This is a genomic window from Flammeovirga kamogawensis (genome assembly GCF_018736065.1).
GTDB lineage: Bacteria > Bacteroidota > Bacteroidia > Cytophagales > Flammeovirgaceae > Flammeovirga > Flammeovirga kamogawensis.
This window is the reverse complement of sequence record NZ_CP076128.1, coordinates 3,434,308-3,451,501: the sequence shown is the minus strand read 5'-3', so window position 1 is coordinate 3,451,501 and position 17,194 is coordinate 3,434,308. Positions and strand designations below refer to the sequence as shown.

Below are 17,194 nucleotides of genomic sequence, written 5' to 3'. Positions count from 1 at the left end.
CCCCTTTTAAAACAAAGAGGTAGGCTATCTTCAAAAGTAAATATTTTTACTTCCTATTGTTTAATTCTCAACAATATTTATGATTAATTAGCAGCTGCTGGAGTTGGTACTACAGTTGTTTCAACTACAGGGAAATCGTTTTGCTGAATTTGAGGTATTTTTGCACCATACTTAGCGTTAATTGCTTGAATAGTGTAATTACCAATTACTGCATATCCTCTTTGTGTAAGATGAGCTCCATCTAAAGAGAATAAGTTACCTGATAAATATGTTGTAGTATAAGTTACTCCATCAATTATAATTCCTCCATTATGAGCTTCAGACATTACACTTTTAGTATCAACATAAGCTAAATCTCTACTTGATGCTTCTTCTTTTAAATAACTATTATAACCATCAATTGCAGTTTTTACATCATCTACATCACCTTTCTCTAAGAATTCATATGTACCTTTAGTTGTATCAATGACTGGTAAATAATCTTTTAATTTAGTAATATCTAAATCTCCACCCGTTAAGATTAATTCTCCTAATAAAAGTGCTTTATTTAATGCTAATAGAGAAACTAATGTTCCTTCTGCAGGTACACGCATCATTGTTGGAGATGCAGCATCATATACAGGTAATTGATTTGATTCTAATGAGAAAACAGGATAATAACCTGCAGCTTTTAATGTAGCTGTAGTAGACTCAATTGAACTATTAATTATTGTATTAACTTCCTCATCAGTTCCTGTCATAGTAGCCCATGACTGGTCAATTCCTAAAGCTACTAATTGAGCTATTTGAGTTTGGCCTGCCTCTGTTGCTAAAAATGTCATTGCGTCAGTTGGTGTCATTCCACCTGAAGTTAACTGAAGAAAAATAACAGTATATGCTAATTCAGCAGAAACAGATGGATCTTTACCAATAGAAGGAGCTGTTGAAACTGCCGCTGCAACTACATTAATAGTCCCTGCTGCACTTGGAATAGAAGGTGTAATTAATGCAGTAACTGTTGGTCTTCCTACCTCAACTTGAGCTTTTATTATTGGATCAAAAGCACTTGCTAAATAGCCATTTACTAATACTAGAAAATCTTCTGTTAGCTCCATATTGTTGGCTGCTAACATCTTTTCTAAAGTATTTGGTGTTGTATTAAATAATGCTGCTTCCGTAATATCAGGAACATTAAGAATTGCACCCTTTGCTCCTCTATTACCCATAGAATCAAGAACTGAATTAATTGCAGTTTCAAAATCAGCTTGAGGTGTAATAGCATTCGGTCCAAGAGCCCCTCCTGAATTTGCGAAACCTAAAACATCATTAGCGCCCAACCACATAGAAAAGAATGTTGGGTTCATTGATAAAGCATCTTTTAAAACTGTAGAGCCTGCAGAACTAACAAAATACCCATAAAGACCCGTAGCTAAGGTAGGATCATTTACATCAATAGCTTTCATACCTGAAACTGCCATATTATGGAAACCTCCGTGCTCACTATAGATATTAGAGGTTGGGTTTACAGTTTGAGTACATGTAAAACAAGGTCCTTGATTAGTTAACACTATTGGTGTCCCAAAGTATTGAGCACCTGAATATGAGATCAACGGTTGCTTAAAATCTTTAGCACCCAAACCTGCTTCTTGCAAACTATTTGCAATTAATTGAGGGTATGAATTTACTTGAGATGATGATAACCAAGCCCCATCAGATACTCCTGCAGTTAAAGAATTACCTAAAGCTACATAAGTAGTATAATCTACGGGAGTTCCATCAGAAGAAGAGCCACCAGCAGTTACAAAATCATCTACCTCTGTAGTACAAGCTGACAGTAATGCTATCGCACCTGCAGCTAATAATGATCTATATTTATTAAAAGTCATTTTTGTTATTTCTTAAATTAGGATAGGGAAAAAATTAGAAATTGTAGTTTAGAGATAAACTTGGAATATAAGCAGATGCTTTATAAACACCATTCATTCCACCTGTATCTACTCCCTCAGGAATGATATTTTCTCTTTGCTCTTTGTTTGTAAATAAGAATGCTGCATCAACACCAAACTTCTCGCTAAACATGTAACTTACACCACAAGATAATCCAAGTGCATTAGCATCTGGCGATTCTGGAGTTAAGTGACCGTCTGGAACTGGAGTTGTATCGTAGTAAGCACCCGCTCTAGCAGTAAATGCGTCTGTTACTTTGTATTCAGCACCGAAGTTAATGATGTAAGAATTCTCCCACTTTCTATCGTAAGCAATCGCAGGGTATTCACCGTCAGGGAATTCTACTTTTAATTCTTCATATACACTCCATGTTACATAATTGAAGTCTAATCCGAATGATAATTTATCAGTTGCATTATATCCAATACCAACAGCAATTGTTGAAGGTAATGGAAGCGTTGCATTAAATTTTGCTTTCATTTCTTGACCTGGAGTATACGCGTCTCCAAATAATCGATCTCCAATAAAGTCATTTGGTACATCAAAAGTAGCATCACCACCTTCAACTTTCATATCAACACCTGAGCGGTAATTAATACCTGCTGAGAATTTTTCTGAGATTTGAGCAAATACGCCTAAATTAAAGCCGAATTGTAATGTATTACCATCCATCTCAAATCCAACATCTCCACCAGGAGCAGAAACTGCTTTTTTGAACTGAACACCACCAGTTACAATATCCAAACCACCACCTACGGAGATCATATCATTGATTCTGTAAGATACTGTTGGCTGAATGTATATAGATTGTAATGAAATTTCTTGTAGAGAATATTTACCTGTCCATTCGTTATCATAAGTTACTGTTGATCCAAATGGAGTAAACACACCTAAACCAAATGCCCAAGGAGAGTCTGCTGATGGTCTGTAAACACCATATGCTTGAAATGGGGTACCCATTGGAGAGTTAGATGAATATTTAGTAGTTCCGTCTAATCCTCTGTAAGAGATGTTAGACATTACTGGACTCATTCCAACTTGAACTGTGCTACTTTCTAAAAAAGATAATGCACCTGGATTAAAAAATAAACTTGAAGCGTCAGGTCCATAACCAACCCCAACGTTACCACGTCCGATTTGTTTTGTTCCTTGAAGCAGTACCTGGAACCCATTAGCAAAAGCTGCGTTAGCTATAAACACAGTTGCTACTGTTAACAGTAAATTTCTGATTTTCATTAAATGAATAATTTTAGATGAAGCCTAATAATCGAGATAAAAAGTCGAAACCTTTTCGATGAAAAAAATTGAATAATGTTATGCTTACATAACATTTTTTTTAACAATTATAAGTTTAACCCTTGCAAAGTGCAAATTTTAGCTAAAAAAAACCACGTATTTTCAACACTTATTCTGTGTAATATAGATATATTTACATTTATTACGTAAATAACACAAAATAATAGTTGATTAATTCAGTTATTTTGATAAATGAATAATCATTCATTTATTTGCTAACGAATTAAATATACGCTAATATTAATTATTATAAGTAGATAATAAAGCTCTATAAAATAACTCCCCTTGGTACTGATATCCTATTCTACTTAAGTGGACTCTATCTCTCGAAGTCATAGACATTGCACTCCATCTTTCAATAGATGACAACCCTCCCATAATATGGTAGAAATCCCAAACAGCAAGATGTTCTTGTTTAGCTAAGGTAAAAATTGCTTCAGTAGCTTTAGCATTGTCTCTATTAATATACTTCGACTGTCTAAAATTATCACCTGGTGTAGTAATTATTATTGGCAATTTAGCATTACCACTTCTCAATTCTTTAATCAATTTAGTATATCTTGAAACAAAGCGTTCTTTACTAAATGGAGAAAAAAATGCATCATTAGTACCTAAAGAGATGATAATTAGATCTGGGTTAATTTCTAATATATCTTCTTCTAAATCTTTACATCTTAAATAAGAAGTAACCTTTGCTCCATTTACACCTGAAGAACTATATGTTACCCCTGCCGATTCTGAATCTAATACTGCCAATCCCTTTAATGTAAACTCTCTTTGATTGAGGCTTCTTTTTTCTAGCCCTATCCTAAACTTAGAAATAGGTTTATCAAAAATGTAAGTTAATTTTCTTTTTCCTCGTTTAGTAGCTATAAGTTTAGCAGGGTTTAGAGGTTGAACTACTGGCAAAAATTGAGTGGAATCACTTACAGGGTAATATATCTCAACTTTATTACCTCTATAAGGATGTAAGGAATCTACTCCTACATTTATTGTTAAACTTGCAAAAGATTCTGTTGTTTGAGCTGTAATAGCTGCAATTCCCCAATCACTTTTATGATAACTGACAGAAGCTCTTTGCCCTTTCCATTCTCCAATTTTTGATACTCTAAAATTATATGGATTATTTGTTTTTGCTGCAGTATACGGAAAAAAGAAACCCCTACTAGCCATAGGGAATCTTTGGTCTTCATAGAAACGTTCCCTTACCCATCCAGAAAAAAAATCGGCTTGAATATGAGAGTCTCCTAAATGAAGTATATGTACTTGTCCTTTTTTTGTTTTCTCTAATTTTTTTAGTTTATCATAAAAGGAATTTAATACCGTTGAATCTCCAAATGTGTTGATTTTATTCAAATCCATTCTAATAAAATCATAGGTGACAAATGGCCTTTTTACATTAGAAACTGATGTTGGAGCAGAGTGTGCACACAACAACAAAATCGTTAGTATTCCTTTTACTAAACGTAAACCTTTTTTTTGAAATGGTTGTATGTAATTATTTAGTTTCCAATTCTGACTCATCTCTATTCTTATAGCGTTGATATTCTCTCATTAGTTCATTATAGAGCATATCTCCTATATAATTCGCTCCTTTTCTTGTAAAGTGCGTATAATCTTTACCTGCCCATGCTGGTTTTTTATCAGCCCATTTTACAATTGAGTTTTTACCACCCATTGCAAGATATAAGTCCCAATAAGCCGCCCCCATTTTGTTAGCTGCTCTTCTTTCTGCAGCTCTCACTGCATCTATATTTGAATATGATTCAATCTTTGAGCCATTTTTCTTTGCCATATCAGAAACACCAATAATTAGTACATTTAATTCTGGGGCTACTTCCTTAAAATATTTTAATTGTCTGACAATTAAGCGTTCATAATAATTATAACTTTCTGCTTCTTGTGGAACCACATTTACACCAAACTGCAAGACAAGTAATTTTACATCCATATTTTCTAATAAAGATGAAAGATGATCCTTTCTTATTTTTGTAAAATCTGTTCCCGAACTACCTCTCATAGGTATATTATCGACGGCTATACCAGTAGTACAGTCAAAGCTCACACCATATACTTCTGGAGAGACATCTGATTTAAATTTTAATTCTAACTCTCCTAACGTTCCTGAAATTGGTAGTGGAATAGCTTTTGCTTCAGAAGATGCTTCAATCTCTTTTGTCTCCCCTTCAGCTCCATTCATTTTATAACCTAAATTTACATTCGCTACAGTATTTCTCATGTAAACTTTAAACTTCTCAAAATTCTTATGAGCTGTTTTAGAATAAGGTGCCTTCTCAAAAGATAAAGTTGCTTCTGTTCCTTCGTAGGTAAAATATTTTCCAAAGAAACCATAATCATTATGCTTCCCTCTATATTTTTTTGGACCAAAACATAAAAATTGTTCCCAATTATCACTATACGTTTGATTTAAAGTTGTACGCATATTTTTTAATTCAATAATTGGAACTAAACCAACACCACAACCTCCAAACTGTTCTTGTAAATTTTTTCTTAATCGCTCTGTCATTCGATCACCTTCTAATTGAGAATCTCCATAATGTAAAACACGAACTAATTCTCCTTCATCAGAAATTGATGATAAACCTTTAAAAAAGTTATCCAAAGCTGACATATCATTATTTGGATATTCAATAGCTACCGCACCTTTTGGTGTTCTAACGGTTAAAGGTTTTTCTTCTACAGGTATCCATGTTGATGCTTCATCAACACTAGTCATATCAACAGTAAGTGAATCTTCATCAAGATATTCCTCATCAATTATTTCTATCTCTTCATTTTCTGTAATTAAACTTTCAGGAAGGACGTCACTTAATGTTGGTACACGAACTGTAGTTCCAAAAACATTTATTTCTTCTGGAGACATCATAAGAACTAGTCCCATCATTAAGCCGATATAAACGAGTATTTGTAATATCTTAAGAGGCGTAATTTTCATTGTTTTTATATAGGTTATAATTAAGAGTGAAAGGTTCAAAGCACCATAAAAGCTTTATTGATAATTAAAATAGAACTTTTTTAAATTATCAAATACTATTTGAATAAAAAACTACATTCAGTTTGTAAGTTTGCAATTATATAAATTAAAAAAATATGGCTGAAGAACTTTTCATTCCACAAAATAGTAATAAATCAGAAGTTTACGATAGTATTCTTCCACAAATTAAAGGGCTAATTTCTATAGAAACAGACCTAATTGCCAATTTATCGAATACTTGTGCTGTATTAAATCAAACATTTAGCCATTTATGGATAGGCTTTTATTTAGTTAAAGGAGGCGAACTAGTTTTGGGTCCTTTTCAAGGGCCTATAGCATGTACTAGAATAAAAAAAGGAAAAGGTGTTTGTGGTACTGCATGGGCTGATGCTAAAACTTATGTTGTTGATGATGTAGAAGCTTTTCCTGGGCATATTGCTTGTAGTTCAGCCTCTAAATCAGAAATAGTTGTACCTGTTATTAAAGACAATCAAGTTGTTGCTGTATTAGATATAGATAGTGATCAAATTGGAACATTTGATAGTGAAGACCAACTTTATCTAGAAAAACTTGCTACTTATTTAGCAAGTAAATGGCAATAAAAAAAAGCGTTTCAATCTTACTATTTGATTGAAACGCTTTTTTGTACAACACAATTTTAATTACTTATCTGCAAGAATAATTCTATCCACAGCATCTATTAAGTTTTTAGCATGGTGTGTTGCTACTGTATTTTCTACTAATGGGTTGTCAACTTGAATACGGTACTTAATACCTACTTTTTCAGCTGGAATTAAATCCCTTTCTTTGTCACCTATCATCCATGTATTTTCCATATCAGCGTTGTACTTATATATTGCTCTTTCAAACATTAAAGTACCTGGTTTACGACTTAAAGAATTAGACCATTTTTCATGTAAAGGAGCATAAAACATATCATCTATTGCATTATTACACTCTTTTTGTAGTGCATCATGACAAATAAAAACATCTTCTTTTTTATAAATTCCTTTTACTATTCCAGACTGATTTGTTAAAATAACAAGCTTAAAACCTGCATCTTTTAATTTCTGTAATGCTTCTGAAACTCCCGGAAGTACCTCAAATTTTTCTAAAGTATATGCGTAATCCACATAATCTTTATTTAATACTCCATCTCTGTCTAAGAATACACACTTATTTTTTTCCATTCTTCTATTATATATAGTAATGATTTACTGCAAATGTAACAGTTTCTTAGAAAATGTTATTATCAAGAACTTATTCAGGTTTATATACTCTATTTTTCCACTCTACAGATGGGTTTCTGAGTCCATAAATCAATAAGCCACAATATGATATACAATGATAAAAATCGAACAAAAAAGTTGCTCTCCAATGTATTTTTTCTTTCAACTTTTTCTGAATATACATTAAGTAACAACACTTTAATACATATATATTCAACATTACTACACCTACTATTGGATAGAAAAGCATCAGAATTAATAAAATTGGGTAAAATATAATGTTTAAATAATTTAAAGTTTTGAAAAATAATGAAAGTTTTTTTGCTCCTTGCATCCACCTCCAACGTTGTTGTAGCCACTCAAAATACGTTGTCATTCCTTTCGTTTTAGCCAAAACAGATACATCAAAAAGTTGACAAAAAGAACCTTTATTTTTAACTATAGTATTGAATAATGCAAAATCTTCGGCTACAGAAAAAGGAATATTCCTAAAACCGCCTATATCAACAAATTTTTCTGATTTTACACCCATATTGTTGCCCATTGCTGTTAACGGAATACCTAATTTGGAAAGTATATGTATTTGATTTAACGCCAACATCCAATCTAATTTCTGAAATTTCATCCATAGAGTCGCTCCTTCTACAACTGTTACTCCTGTAGTAATATCTGCATTTTTTAAAGAGATAAGCATGTTTTCTACCCAAGATGGGGGATATACAACATCTGCATCAGCAAATAAGTAGTAGTGTCCACAGGCTAAATCACTTATATAATTAAGAACATTAACCTTTCCATTATAAGTTATATTTTTTGGTACTATAAAGGACTGTATAAATGAATATTCTGAAACAAATTCTGCAATGATTTCAGTAGTTAAATCCGTAGAGGAATCATTACCAATTATAATTTCAATACATACATTGTTATTAACAGATTGATTTGTCAAACTCTCTAAACATTGTCTAATTGTACCTTCCTCATTACGAGCAGCAACCAAAATACTAACTGTCGGATTCATTAAGAATTACTTGATTTGATGTTAATTTTATTACTATAAATAATAAAACTCATTTGTCCATAAATATAAAGTTGATAAATTTGTGAACATAACGAGGTGTGATATACAATTTTATTACCTAAAGTTATAATCTACATTACACGAACTTCACCTACAAATACAACTTTGGAAGGTGTATAATTTAAACTGACAAATTTATATGTCCGACAATACGAATCTTCTACCATACAAAACTCTTTTATCTTTTAGTAAAAATGTATTTCTAGCAATGGGCTGTCCAGAAAAGGATGCTGAATTGGCTTCTAACGTTTTACTATCTGCTGATTTAAGAGGTGTCGATTCTCATGGTGTTGCCAGATTAATAGGATATGTTAGACTTTGGGAAGCAGGTAGAATAAACCCTACTCCAAAAGTTAAAATTGTACACGAAACTCCAAGTACTGCTACAGTAGATGGAGATGCAGGACTAGGTTTGGTTGTTGCTCCACAAGCAATGCAAATTGCTATTGATAAGGCTGAAAAAGTAGGTACTGGATGGGTTTCTGTCAAAAACTCAAATCATTACGGAATTGCAGGCTATCATGCTATGATGGCTTTAGAACACGATATGATTGGAATTTCTATGACGAATGCAAGTCCTTTGGTATCCCCAACTTTCTCTACTGAAAGACTACTTGGAACCAACCCAATAGCAATGGCAATCCCTGCCGGAGAAGAACCTCCTTTTGTAGCTGATTTTGCTACAACTACAGCCGCAAATGGTAAATTAGAAATCCTACAACGTAAGGAAGAAGATGCTCCAGTTGGCTGGGTACAAGATAAAGAAGGAGTTTCTACAACAAACCCTGCTGCATTAAAAAGTGGTGGAGCATTATTACCGCTAGGTAGTGATAGATTAAGAAGTAGCCACAAAGGATATTGTTTAGGAAGTATGGTAGATATTTTATCTTCTGTATTATCTGGAGCAGGTTACGGTCCATGGGCCCCTCCTTTTGTTAGCTTCTTACCATTACCTGAAGATCCTGTTGGAGAAGGGTTGGGTCACTTTTTTGGAGCAATGCGTGTAGATGGATTTAGACCTAAGTCTGAATTTAAATCTCATATGGACAACTGGATCAGAAGATTTAAAAATGCTGATACTGTTGAAGGGCAAGAACGCGTATTAATACCTGGTGATCCTGAGCGTGAAATTCAACATGAAAGACTTACTTTGGGTATTCCTGTATTATCACCTGTTATAAGAGATTTAGAAAAAGTAGGAAGCAAATTTAAACTTACACTTTAAATTAATTAAACTTCATAATTATAGCGAGACTAGCCTACTACATTTCACTTCTAACAATTTTTACTGCGTAATTTAACGACTGTCACGTTACGTACTTTGCTAAAAACGTCTAAAATTATCTTTACTAATTCTACTATAGAAATGGTTAAGTTTTTATTACGACGATGATATTTATTTACTATCTAAAACCTAATTGACATGCTTTATAAGATTAAGCTAAAAAATGCCGATGATCATGTACTATTGTCTAGTACAGCTTATGATTTTATTGAAGGGAATGAGTACTATAAACAACTTAAGGTACTCGAAAATTTACGTCTACATGCAAGTGGTTATGTGTTTTTTCAAAAGAATTATCCTAAACCAAACGGAGGGTATCAAAACATTACAATTTACTTGCATAAATTAATTGCTGAGAAATATGTAGAGCAACAGGAGTCTAGTAAAAGACTTTTTGTTCGCATAAAAAATGGCAACCCATTAGATTGTAGAGAAAAAAATCTAGAATGGGCTACTATGGCTGAGTTACGTAGAAATCAGAAACATCACCATAACAAAACTGGTTATAGAGGTGTAGTAAAAGTGAGTAAGAACACGTATAGATCTGTTCTTTATTCTAAAGGCGAAAGATTTGACCTTGGGCTATTCCCTAGTGCTGAATCTGCAGCTCAAGCATACAATAAAAAATCACAAGAACTTTTTGGTAAAACAAAAAGTCTAAACAAAGTAGAAGAAATTGATGAAACTGAAGTAATTACAATTTTATAAAATTTACAGAGAAATTTTATCGCACTATTTTTCACAAAAAGAGATATAACTTTTACTACTAAAGAAAGGTTATATCTCTTTTTTATTGTAATTAATCTAAATTTATTACTCTCATAATCAAATTATAAGGAATTTATTCACAAAATAGTGAATAAGTAATCATTCATGATTATCTTGCATTATCAATAACCTTAAATGTACTGTTATGGCACAACAACGTAAAAAAAGAACAACTTCTACAAGTAATAGCAGTAGAACAAATAAACGTACTACTGCCGCTAAAACTACTTCTAAGCCTGAAGTAAAAGTGGAAAATACTGTAAAAAGTGATGTTCAATTAGAAATCAAGGCTACACAAGATACTAGCAAAAAAGTAGATGAAAAACCTGAAGCTACAATCTTTAATAAAGTAGAAAACACTGCAAAAGAAACTACTCAAAAGGTTGTTGAGCAAGTAACAGAAACTATTGATTCTACTACCCAAACAATTCAAGAAACAAAAGGTAAAGTAGAAGAAAAAACTACTGAAGCTATAAATAAAGGTAAGGAAACAATTACTGAAGCAACCGAAGTTGCCGATAATAAAGTAGATGCTTTTATTGATGATAGCTTAAAAGTATCTCATGATTTAATTAACGAAGCCTCAACTTTTTCTAAAGATTCCTTATCAACAGTAAATGAAAAAACTGTTGCAATGATTGATCAAACAGAAGATGCTGCGGGTAGAATCATTACTGAAGCAAGAAGTTTAACTGATTCTGCAATTGAAAATGTAGAAGAAGCAACAAATAAAGTATTTTCTTCTGCTAAAGGTGTAGTTGATAGTACTTTCTTAAATACAAAAGAAGTTGTGACCTCTTTTGTAAGTAATGGTAAAACATTTACTGAAATTGCTTACGATAAATCTAACGAGACTGTTGATAATATTATCGACCAAGCAAACACTGTTGTTGATGATACTTTAAGATTTGTAAAAGAAACATCTTCTAAAGTATTCTCTACTTCTAAAAATCTTGTAAACGAACCTGTTGATACAGTGACTGAAGTTGCTACTGATACAAAAGAAGCTACGTCTTCTATTCTATCAGAAGTATCTGATAAGATTATCAGACTTTCTCCAGTACAAGTACCAAACAAAGACGAAGTGGTAGAGGCACAAAATAAAATAAAAACATTTATTCAAAATGGTGCTGCTGCTGCAATTTACCCGGTAGTACGCTTATTGAAATAAAGATATATTTTTCTGCAATAAAAGAATCCCGACTCAAAAGCAATTTTAAGTCGGGATTTCTTATTTATACTACATTAAATAGTAGTCTAGAATTTTGTACCTAAAAGGAAGGCTTTAACTTCCATTCTTTTTTTACCCTGCATTTGCCATTCATCTACAGAGATAAACCCGTCAGCAGTTTTTATATAAAAGAAAGACTTATTATCTGTTACAAATCCATCTTCATTTGCTTCTAGGGTATCATCATTCACCTTAGATACTTTAAAAAGTTTATACGTTTTTCCTTGAATTTCGGTCCAAGCTGCCGGATAAGGAGATAACCCTCTTATAAAGTTATAAACTGTTTCTGTATCTTTTGAAAAATCTACTTTACAGGTTTCTTTAAATATTTTTGGAGCCATCTTAGGTTCTCCAACTATCTTCTGAGGTGTCGTTTTATAATCACCTTGTTCTACTAATTGAACCGTTTTTAAAACCAGTTTGCCACCAACTTGCATCAGTCTACCGTAAACATCACCTACAGTATCTTCTTCTAATATTGGCTCTTCTTGCTGAAGTATAATATCACCTGTATCAATTTCATGTTGTAAAAAGAAAGTGGTTACCCCTGTTACTTTTTCACCATTAATAATTGCCCAATTAATAGGTGCGGCACCTCTATAATCTGGTAATAAAGAACCATGTAAATTAAAAGTACCTATTCTAGGCATATCCCACACAGCTTCTGGAAGCATTCTAAATGCTACCACAATTTGCAAGTCTACTTCAAGTTCTTTTAACTCTTGCTGAAAAGCCGCATTCTTTAAATTTGTTGGTTGCATAATATGTAAACCAACAGATTCAGCATATTGCTTTACTGGAGAAGATTGTAATTTACGACCTCGTCCTGCAGGTTTATCTGGAGCAGTAATTACACCTACTACATTATATCCGTTTTCTACGAGAACTTGTAACGAAGGAACAGCAAAATCTGGTGTTCCCATAAATACTATTTTTAAATTCTTTTCCATATCAAATATTATTTACCTTTCTCATTTCTAAATGATTTGGTTATTGTTTCAAAACGGTCTATTGATTTACAAACCCAAGCACCTTCAATATCTTTATATTCTTCATTACTTAATTTTAAATCAAGCGATTCATCTTTTCTAATTTTAGCACTTAACTGATTTAAACAAAGAGCAACACTTACAGAAATATTAAAACTCTCTGCAAAACCGTACATTGGTATTTTCACCTTATAATCAGCCAATTCCATAGCCTCATCAGATAGCCCTTCTTTTTCATTACCAAACATTAATGCTATTGGTGCATCTGTAGGTAAATCGTCAATAGACATATCAGTATGTGGCGTAGTCGCTACTAGTTTATAACCTTTACTTTTTAAAGTTTTTGCAGCATCTAATGTAGACTGGTATTTATTTACATCTACCCATTTAGCAGAACCTTGAGTAGTTTTTATAGAAACAATAAACTTATAAATAGCCTCTACAATATGAAGGTTCTGCAAGCCAAAGCAATCACATGTTCTTATTATTGCACCTACATTCTGAGGCTTATAAATTTCTTCTAATAATACGGTTAAATGATTTGTTCGTTGAGATAATACTTCTTCAATACCCTCTTTCTTCTTTTCAGAAATAAACTCTTTCAAGTATTCAATTAACCCAGGCTCTTCTATAAACTCTTTGAAATAATCTGAGTGAAAAAATCTAAAATCATCATCTTTAGCGTATGCCATAACGTACTACTATTTATAAAGTAATAAAGCTGTCTAAAAGGTGTAATCCTCTAAGACAGCTTTTAAATTTATTTCTAACTTTCCTTAATTCTCTTCAATAAATTCAGGAGGTGTCATATTTTTCAAATCACCATCTATAAATTGAATAATAGGAACATATTGATTGTCTTGCCCTTCAAAATAATTATATGCCGGTACTAAATACCCTTTTCTAAGTGTTTTACTTTCCTTTAAAGGAGTAACAAAGCCACTGCCGTATTCATTTAAAATCATTCCAAAAGAGAACATTGTTTCAAAACCTTTAAATACAAAATCAGATGGCTGATTATTGAACTTAGTTTGGTATTCAGCTATCAAAGATTTTGCTCTATAAGAATCATCATCATACCAATTTGGATATAAAATATTGATTTTAGCAGATTCCATTTGAGCATAACTTAATTGCTTGAATTTAAGCCACTCTTCAGGAACATAAGTTGCAGCAACAGTACCTAAAGATAATAAAGCACTAATTGTATTCAATGCTTCTATCTCGTTAGTTACAGCTATAAATACATTGGCTGTAGAATCTTTTACAATATCTAGAGAATCTACATAAGCTAACGGATCAAACATTTCTTGCAATACATTAAACCCATCTACTGGGTCAAATTCTTGAAATGCAGCAATTTTCCCACCTTCTGCCTCATAGGCTTCTTTAAAAGATTTTGCTAATTCTTTTTCTTTAGTAGAATGGCCAAATACGACATATGTCTGTACAGTATCTGCTTGTAATTTTAAAGAATCAACCTCAAACATTTCTAATGCCGCTAATTCTTGAGTTCTTAATTTCTTACCTAAAGTAGAACCTACTGTAGATGGAGTTGATGTTGCTAAAAAAGCACTTGATACACCTTCAATAATAGACGAGTTATTCGAAATTGGGTTAACCATAGGTACACCTGTTTCGTTCGAATATTGCTGAACAATAGGAAGCATATCTGCATATAATGGCCCGATTATTAGATCCACATTTTCCATTTCAGGTTGTGCTAATAATTCTTGCAAATGAGTAGTGTCTCTTTTTGTATCAAAAGCTAGAATATTTACTTTAACATCTCGTTTTTCTAAATATTCTTTACCTAATAATAAACCTTGATAGATATTATATACAAATTCATTTTTTACACGCAGTGCATCACCATTAATTGTTTCTGTAAAGAATGGTAAAATTGCAGCAATAGTATAAGTATCTTTAAATTTGCCTTCTCTTACTTTATGCCCAGCATCTATAATAACACCTAAACCAGTAGCTAATTTATGATATAACTCCTGATCTCTTTGCTCTTTAGGTTGCTCTTTGATTTTCTCTAACAATACAAAACCAACCATTTCATTTGTTGGGTAAGCAGTATAAATCTTATAAACTTCTTCATAAGATAAACTCTGGGCAGCATCTTTAGATAATAATGCAAGTTCGTCTTTCAAGCTTTGGTCCTTGATTTTATCGAACATTCCAATTGTTTCATTTACTTTTCCTTGTTTTAAATAAGAGCAAGCAAGTAAATAATTCGCATTATCTAATTGTTCCCAAGATGGGTAAGTAGAAGTAACTTTTAATAAAGTTGTTTCTGCATCCGTAAATTTTTTCTGTTGATAATCGGCATAACCAATTAACGTTAATGCATATGGTTGCAATGTTGCACCTTTCATGCTTAGTATATCTTCCAAGACTACAATACCGGGTTCGTATTTGCCTTGATCGATTAACTCTTTAGCATAATTATATTTATCCGACTCTGTTTTTCCACCGTTGTTTTGTGCAAAAACACTTACTGAAACTAAAATAGAAAAGAGTAATGTATAAAGGTAATTCATAAGAAATGACATTTCTGCCAAAATTTGAGACCGTTTAATTTAACTAGTACAAAATATTGAATACTTCAGTATTTATTATTTGAACTCGCAATTTAAAAAAATGAAACAGATTAAACGCAATAAAGCCGACTTGATTATCTCAAGTCGGCTTTATTTTTCAATGAAATTAGTTTAATTAACTTATTTCAATCTTTTTCTTCTCCAAAGAAACATTCTTAGGTAAAAGTACAGATAAAATACCTTCATCATAAGAAGCCTTTATTTCGTCCAAATTAATATTATTTGGTAACGTAAAAGTTCTTTCAAAATCCTTTTTAGAAAACTCTCTTTTAAGGTATTTTACTTCTTCATTTTCTTCAGAAGTATGTTTATAACTAACTATCAGTTTATTTTCTTTTACTGATATGTCAATATTTTCTTTAGTAATTCCTGGCACAACAACTTCTACTGTAAAGCTTTCCGCTCCTTCTTTAACATTCATAGGAACCTGAGCATCAACTGGATTTACAGTATCTAATACATTAACTACATCATTCATTAAAGATGATATAAAAGTTGCTGGGTAATCTGACAATGTATATTTCATGATTTATTTGATAATTGGTTATTGTACTTGAATTTTAACAGGAAGTTTCTCTTCACTTTTAGGTAATGACACCACTAAAATCCCTTGATTAAATTTTGCTGATAAGTTATTTACTTCTACATTTTCTGGTAGTCTAAATACTTTTGCAAAATCCTTTACTTCATACCCTTTTACCAAAAACTTTTCTGTAGGTACTTCTGCCTCTTCACTCTCGTTTTTCTCTATTATACTTTTGTAAGAGATAGATAATTTATTCTGCTCTACTCCTATATCAAAAAACTCTTTTTTAAAACCAGGTACAATAAGCTCAATTAAAAACTCATTAGTAGTTTCTTTAATATTTGTAGGAATATGAACAGTTTCTATATCGTTAGAAAATAAATTAGATACTAATGATCTCTTTCTAATTGGATATGCGTTTTGTCTTGTAATACTCATGACTTTTTATTTTTATTTCTGATTTCTTAATTATTAATCAGAAATACTTTTATCAATGAGTGTACCATCTGATTTTTAATGACAAATCGACCGATTAAATGATAAAAACAAAACTTTAATATGACAAATTGACAATTTTAATTATAATTAAACACAATAAGAATAAGCACACAACATTAAATAATCACCTTAATTCTTTCAAATTAAGATACATCACTAAAATTTTCATTTGAAAAAATTGATTAAACACTAACAAATAAGTACATTAGAATTTATTAAGATTACTGATTTATCAAATTTAATTAAAACACTATATATGAGCACATTAATGAGTGAAGAAGTTGAAGAGAGAAGACACCTAACGAAAATAATAGCACAAGTTTCTAGAATAGGTAACTATATGTTAGGTCGTCAGTTTGAAAGAGAAGGTTTGCCAATCTCAAGAGAACAATGGGATGTTTTAGTAATGCTTTGGGAAAAAGATGGGCGAGCACAACAAGAATTTGCTACATTTTTACTTAAAAACAGAGCAAGTATTACTAGTTTAATCGATAACATGGAAAAAAACAATCTTGTTACTCGTGTCCCTAACCCTAATGATAAACGCTCTAAGCTAATTTACTTAACTAGAAAAGCACGCGATCTTAAAGACAAAGTAATAGGAATTGCTGAAGAATCAATTTTAGTGATTACTAATGACATTCCTTTAGATGATGTTAAAGCTGGCGTTGAACTTTTAAGAAAATGTTTAAGTAATATCACTGAATACGAAAAAAGTATTTCAGAGCCTAAATAATTCTTATATTATTTAAGCCGATAAA

The 17,194-nt window shown here is 31.9% G+C and carries 16 protein-coding genes; 5 read left to right on the top strand and 11 right to left on the bottom strand.

The features are described from left to right. Window positions 1-83: 83 nt before the first annotated feature. From KM029_RS13770 to KM029_RS13755, 4 genes are all read right to left on the bottom strand, one after another. Window positions 84-1,865 carry an SGNH/GDSL hydrolase family protein gene (locus KM029_RS13770; protein ID WP_144073813.1) on the bottom strand — a complete coding sequence of 594 codons (1,782 nt, stop codon included), beginning with the start codon at window positions 1,863-1,865 and terminating at the stop codon, window positions 84-86. Between the two features lie 34 nt (window positions 1,866-1,899). Beyond that, window positions 1,900-3,162, bottom strand: coding sequence for an OmpP1/FadL family transporter (locus KM029_RS13765; RefSeq protein ID WP_144073812.1), 1,263 nt, complete (start codon window positions 3,160-3,162; stop codon window positions 1,900-1,902). 300 nt (window positions 3,163-3,462) lie between these two features. Then, entirely contained in the window at window positions 3,463-4,746 is a 1,284-nt protein-coding gene (locus KM029_RS13760; protein ID WP_144073811.1) for a GDSL-type esterase/lipase family protein, read from the bottom strand. Beyond that, window positions 4,721-6,178, bottom strand: coding sequence for an SGNH/GDSL hydrolase family protein (locus KM029_RS13755; RefSeq protein WP_144073810.1), 1,458 nt, complete (start codon window positions 6,176-6,178; stop codon window positions 4,721-4,723). The genes KM029_RS13760 and KM029_RS13755 overlap by 26 nt, the downstream gene beginning before the upstream one ends. A 155-nt stretch (window positions 6,179-6,333) precedes the next feature. On the opposite strand from KM029_RS13755, the gene KM029_RS13750 reads away from it, so the two are divergent. Beyond that, the gene (locus KM029_RS13750) at window positions 6,334-6,819 is read left to right on the top strand and encodes a GAF domain-containing protein (RefSeq protein ID WP_144073809.1); all 486 of its coding nucleotides are present in this window, start codon (window positions 6,334-6,336) and stop codon (window positions 6,817-6,819) included. A gap of 60 nt (window positions 6,820-6,879) precedes the next feature. On the opposite strand, the gene KM029_RS13745 is transcribed toward KM029_RS13750, so the two are convergent. Together KM029_RS13745 and KM029_RS13740 are read right to left on the bottom strand one after the other, a co-directional pair. Next, entirely contained in the window at window positions 6,880-7,407 is a 528-nt protein-coding gene (locus KM029_RS13745) for a D-glycero-alpha-D-manno-heptose-1,7-bisphosphate 7-phosphatase (protein ID WP_144073808.1), read from the bottom strand. 70 nt (window positions 7,408-7,477) lie between these two features. Then, window positions 7,478-8,467 (bottom strand): glycosyltransferase, encoded by a 990-nt coding sequence (locus KM029_RS13740; RefSeq protein ID WP_144073807.1) that lies wholly within the window; start codon window positions 8,465-8,467, stop codon window positions 7,478-7,480. Between the two features lie 199 nt (window positions 8,468-8,666). On the opposite strand from KM029_RS13740, the gene KM029_RS13735 reads away from it, so the two are divergent. The 3 genes from KM029_RS13735 to KM029_RS13725 all read left to right on the top strand — a co-directional run bounded on the left by KM029_RS13735 (window position 8,667) and on the right by KM029_RS13725 (window position 11,751). After that, window positions 8,667-9,752: an Ldh family oxidoreductase gene (locus KM029_RS13735; RefSeq protein ID WP_144073806.1), complete on the top strand. Its 1,086-nt coding sequence runs from the start codon at window positions 8,667-8,669 to the stop codon at window positions 9,750-9,752. Window positions 9,753-9,950: 198 nt separating this feature from the next. Beyond that, complete coding sequence (locus KM029_RS13730; protein WP_144073805.1) at window positions 9,951-10,520, top strand: Pathogenesis-related transcriptional factor and ERF protein; 570 nt, start codon at window positions 9,951-9,953, stop codon at window positions 10,518-10,520. 205 nt (window positions 10,521-10,725) lie between these two features. Continuing rightward, entirely contained in the window at window positions 10,726-11,751 is a 1,026-nt protein-coding gene (locus tag KM029_RS13725; protein ID WP_144073804.1) for a hypothetical protein, read from the top strand. An 86-nt stretch (window positions 11,752-11,837) separates the two neighbouring features. Here KM029_RS13725 and fmt read toward each other — a convergent pair whose 3' ends face one another. From fmt to KM029_RS13700, 5 genes are all read right to left on the bottom strand, one after another. Beyond that, entirely contained in the window at window positions 11,838-12,761 is a 924-nt protein-coding gene (gene fmt, locus KM029_RS13720) for a methionyl-tRNA formyltransferase (protein ID WP_144073803.1), read from the bottom strand. Between the two features lie 8 nt (window positions 12,762-12,769). After that, the gene (locus tag KM029_RS13715; RefSeq protein ID WP_144073802.1) at window positions 12,770-13,492 is read right to left on the bottom strand and encodes a TrmH family RNA methyltransferase; all 723 of its coding nucleotides are present in this window, start codon (window positions 13,490-13,492) and stop codon (window positions 12,770-12,772) included. Between the two features lie 84 nt (window positions 13,493-13,576). Further along, complete coding sequence (locus KM029_RS13710; protein WP_158631059.1) at window positions 13,577-15,349, bottom strand: tetratricopeptide repeat protein; 1,773 nt, start codon at window positions 15,347-15,349, stop codon at window positions 13,577-13,579. Between the two features lie 175 nt (window positions 15,350-15,524). Next, window positions 15,525-15,935, bottom strand: a complete 411-nt coding sequence (locus KM029_RS13705) for an Hsp20/alpha crystallin family protein (RefSeq protein WP_144073800.1) — start codon at window positions 15,933-15,935, stop codon at window positions 15,525-15,527. 18 nt (window positions 15,936-15,953) lie between these two features. After that, entirely contained in the window at window positions 15,954-16,373 is a 420-nt protein-coding gene (locus KM029_RS13700; RefSeq protein ID WP_144073799.1) for an Hsp20/alpha crystallin family protein, read from the bottom strand. A 316-nt stretch (window positions 16,374-16,689) separates the two neighbouring features. Here KM029_RS13700 and KM029_RS13695 point away from each other — a divergent pair, with 316 nt between their 5' ends. Continuing rightward, a complete protein-coding gene (locus KM029_RS13695; RefSeq protein WP_144073798.1) occupies window positions 16,690-17,169 on the top strand; it encodes a MarR family winged helix-turn-helix transcriptional regulator in 480 nt (159 codons plus the stop codon). The last annotated feature ends 25 nt before the right edge of the window (window positions 17,170-17,194 follow it).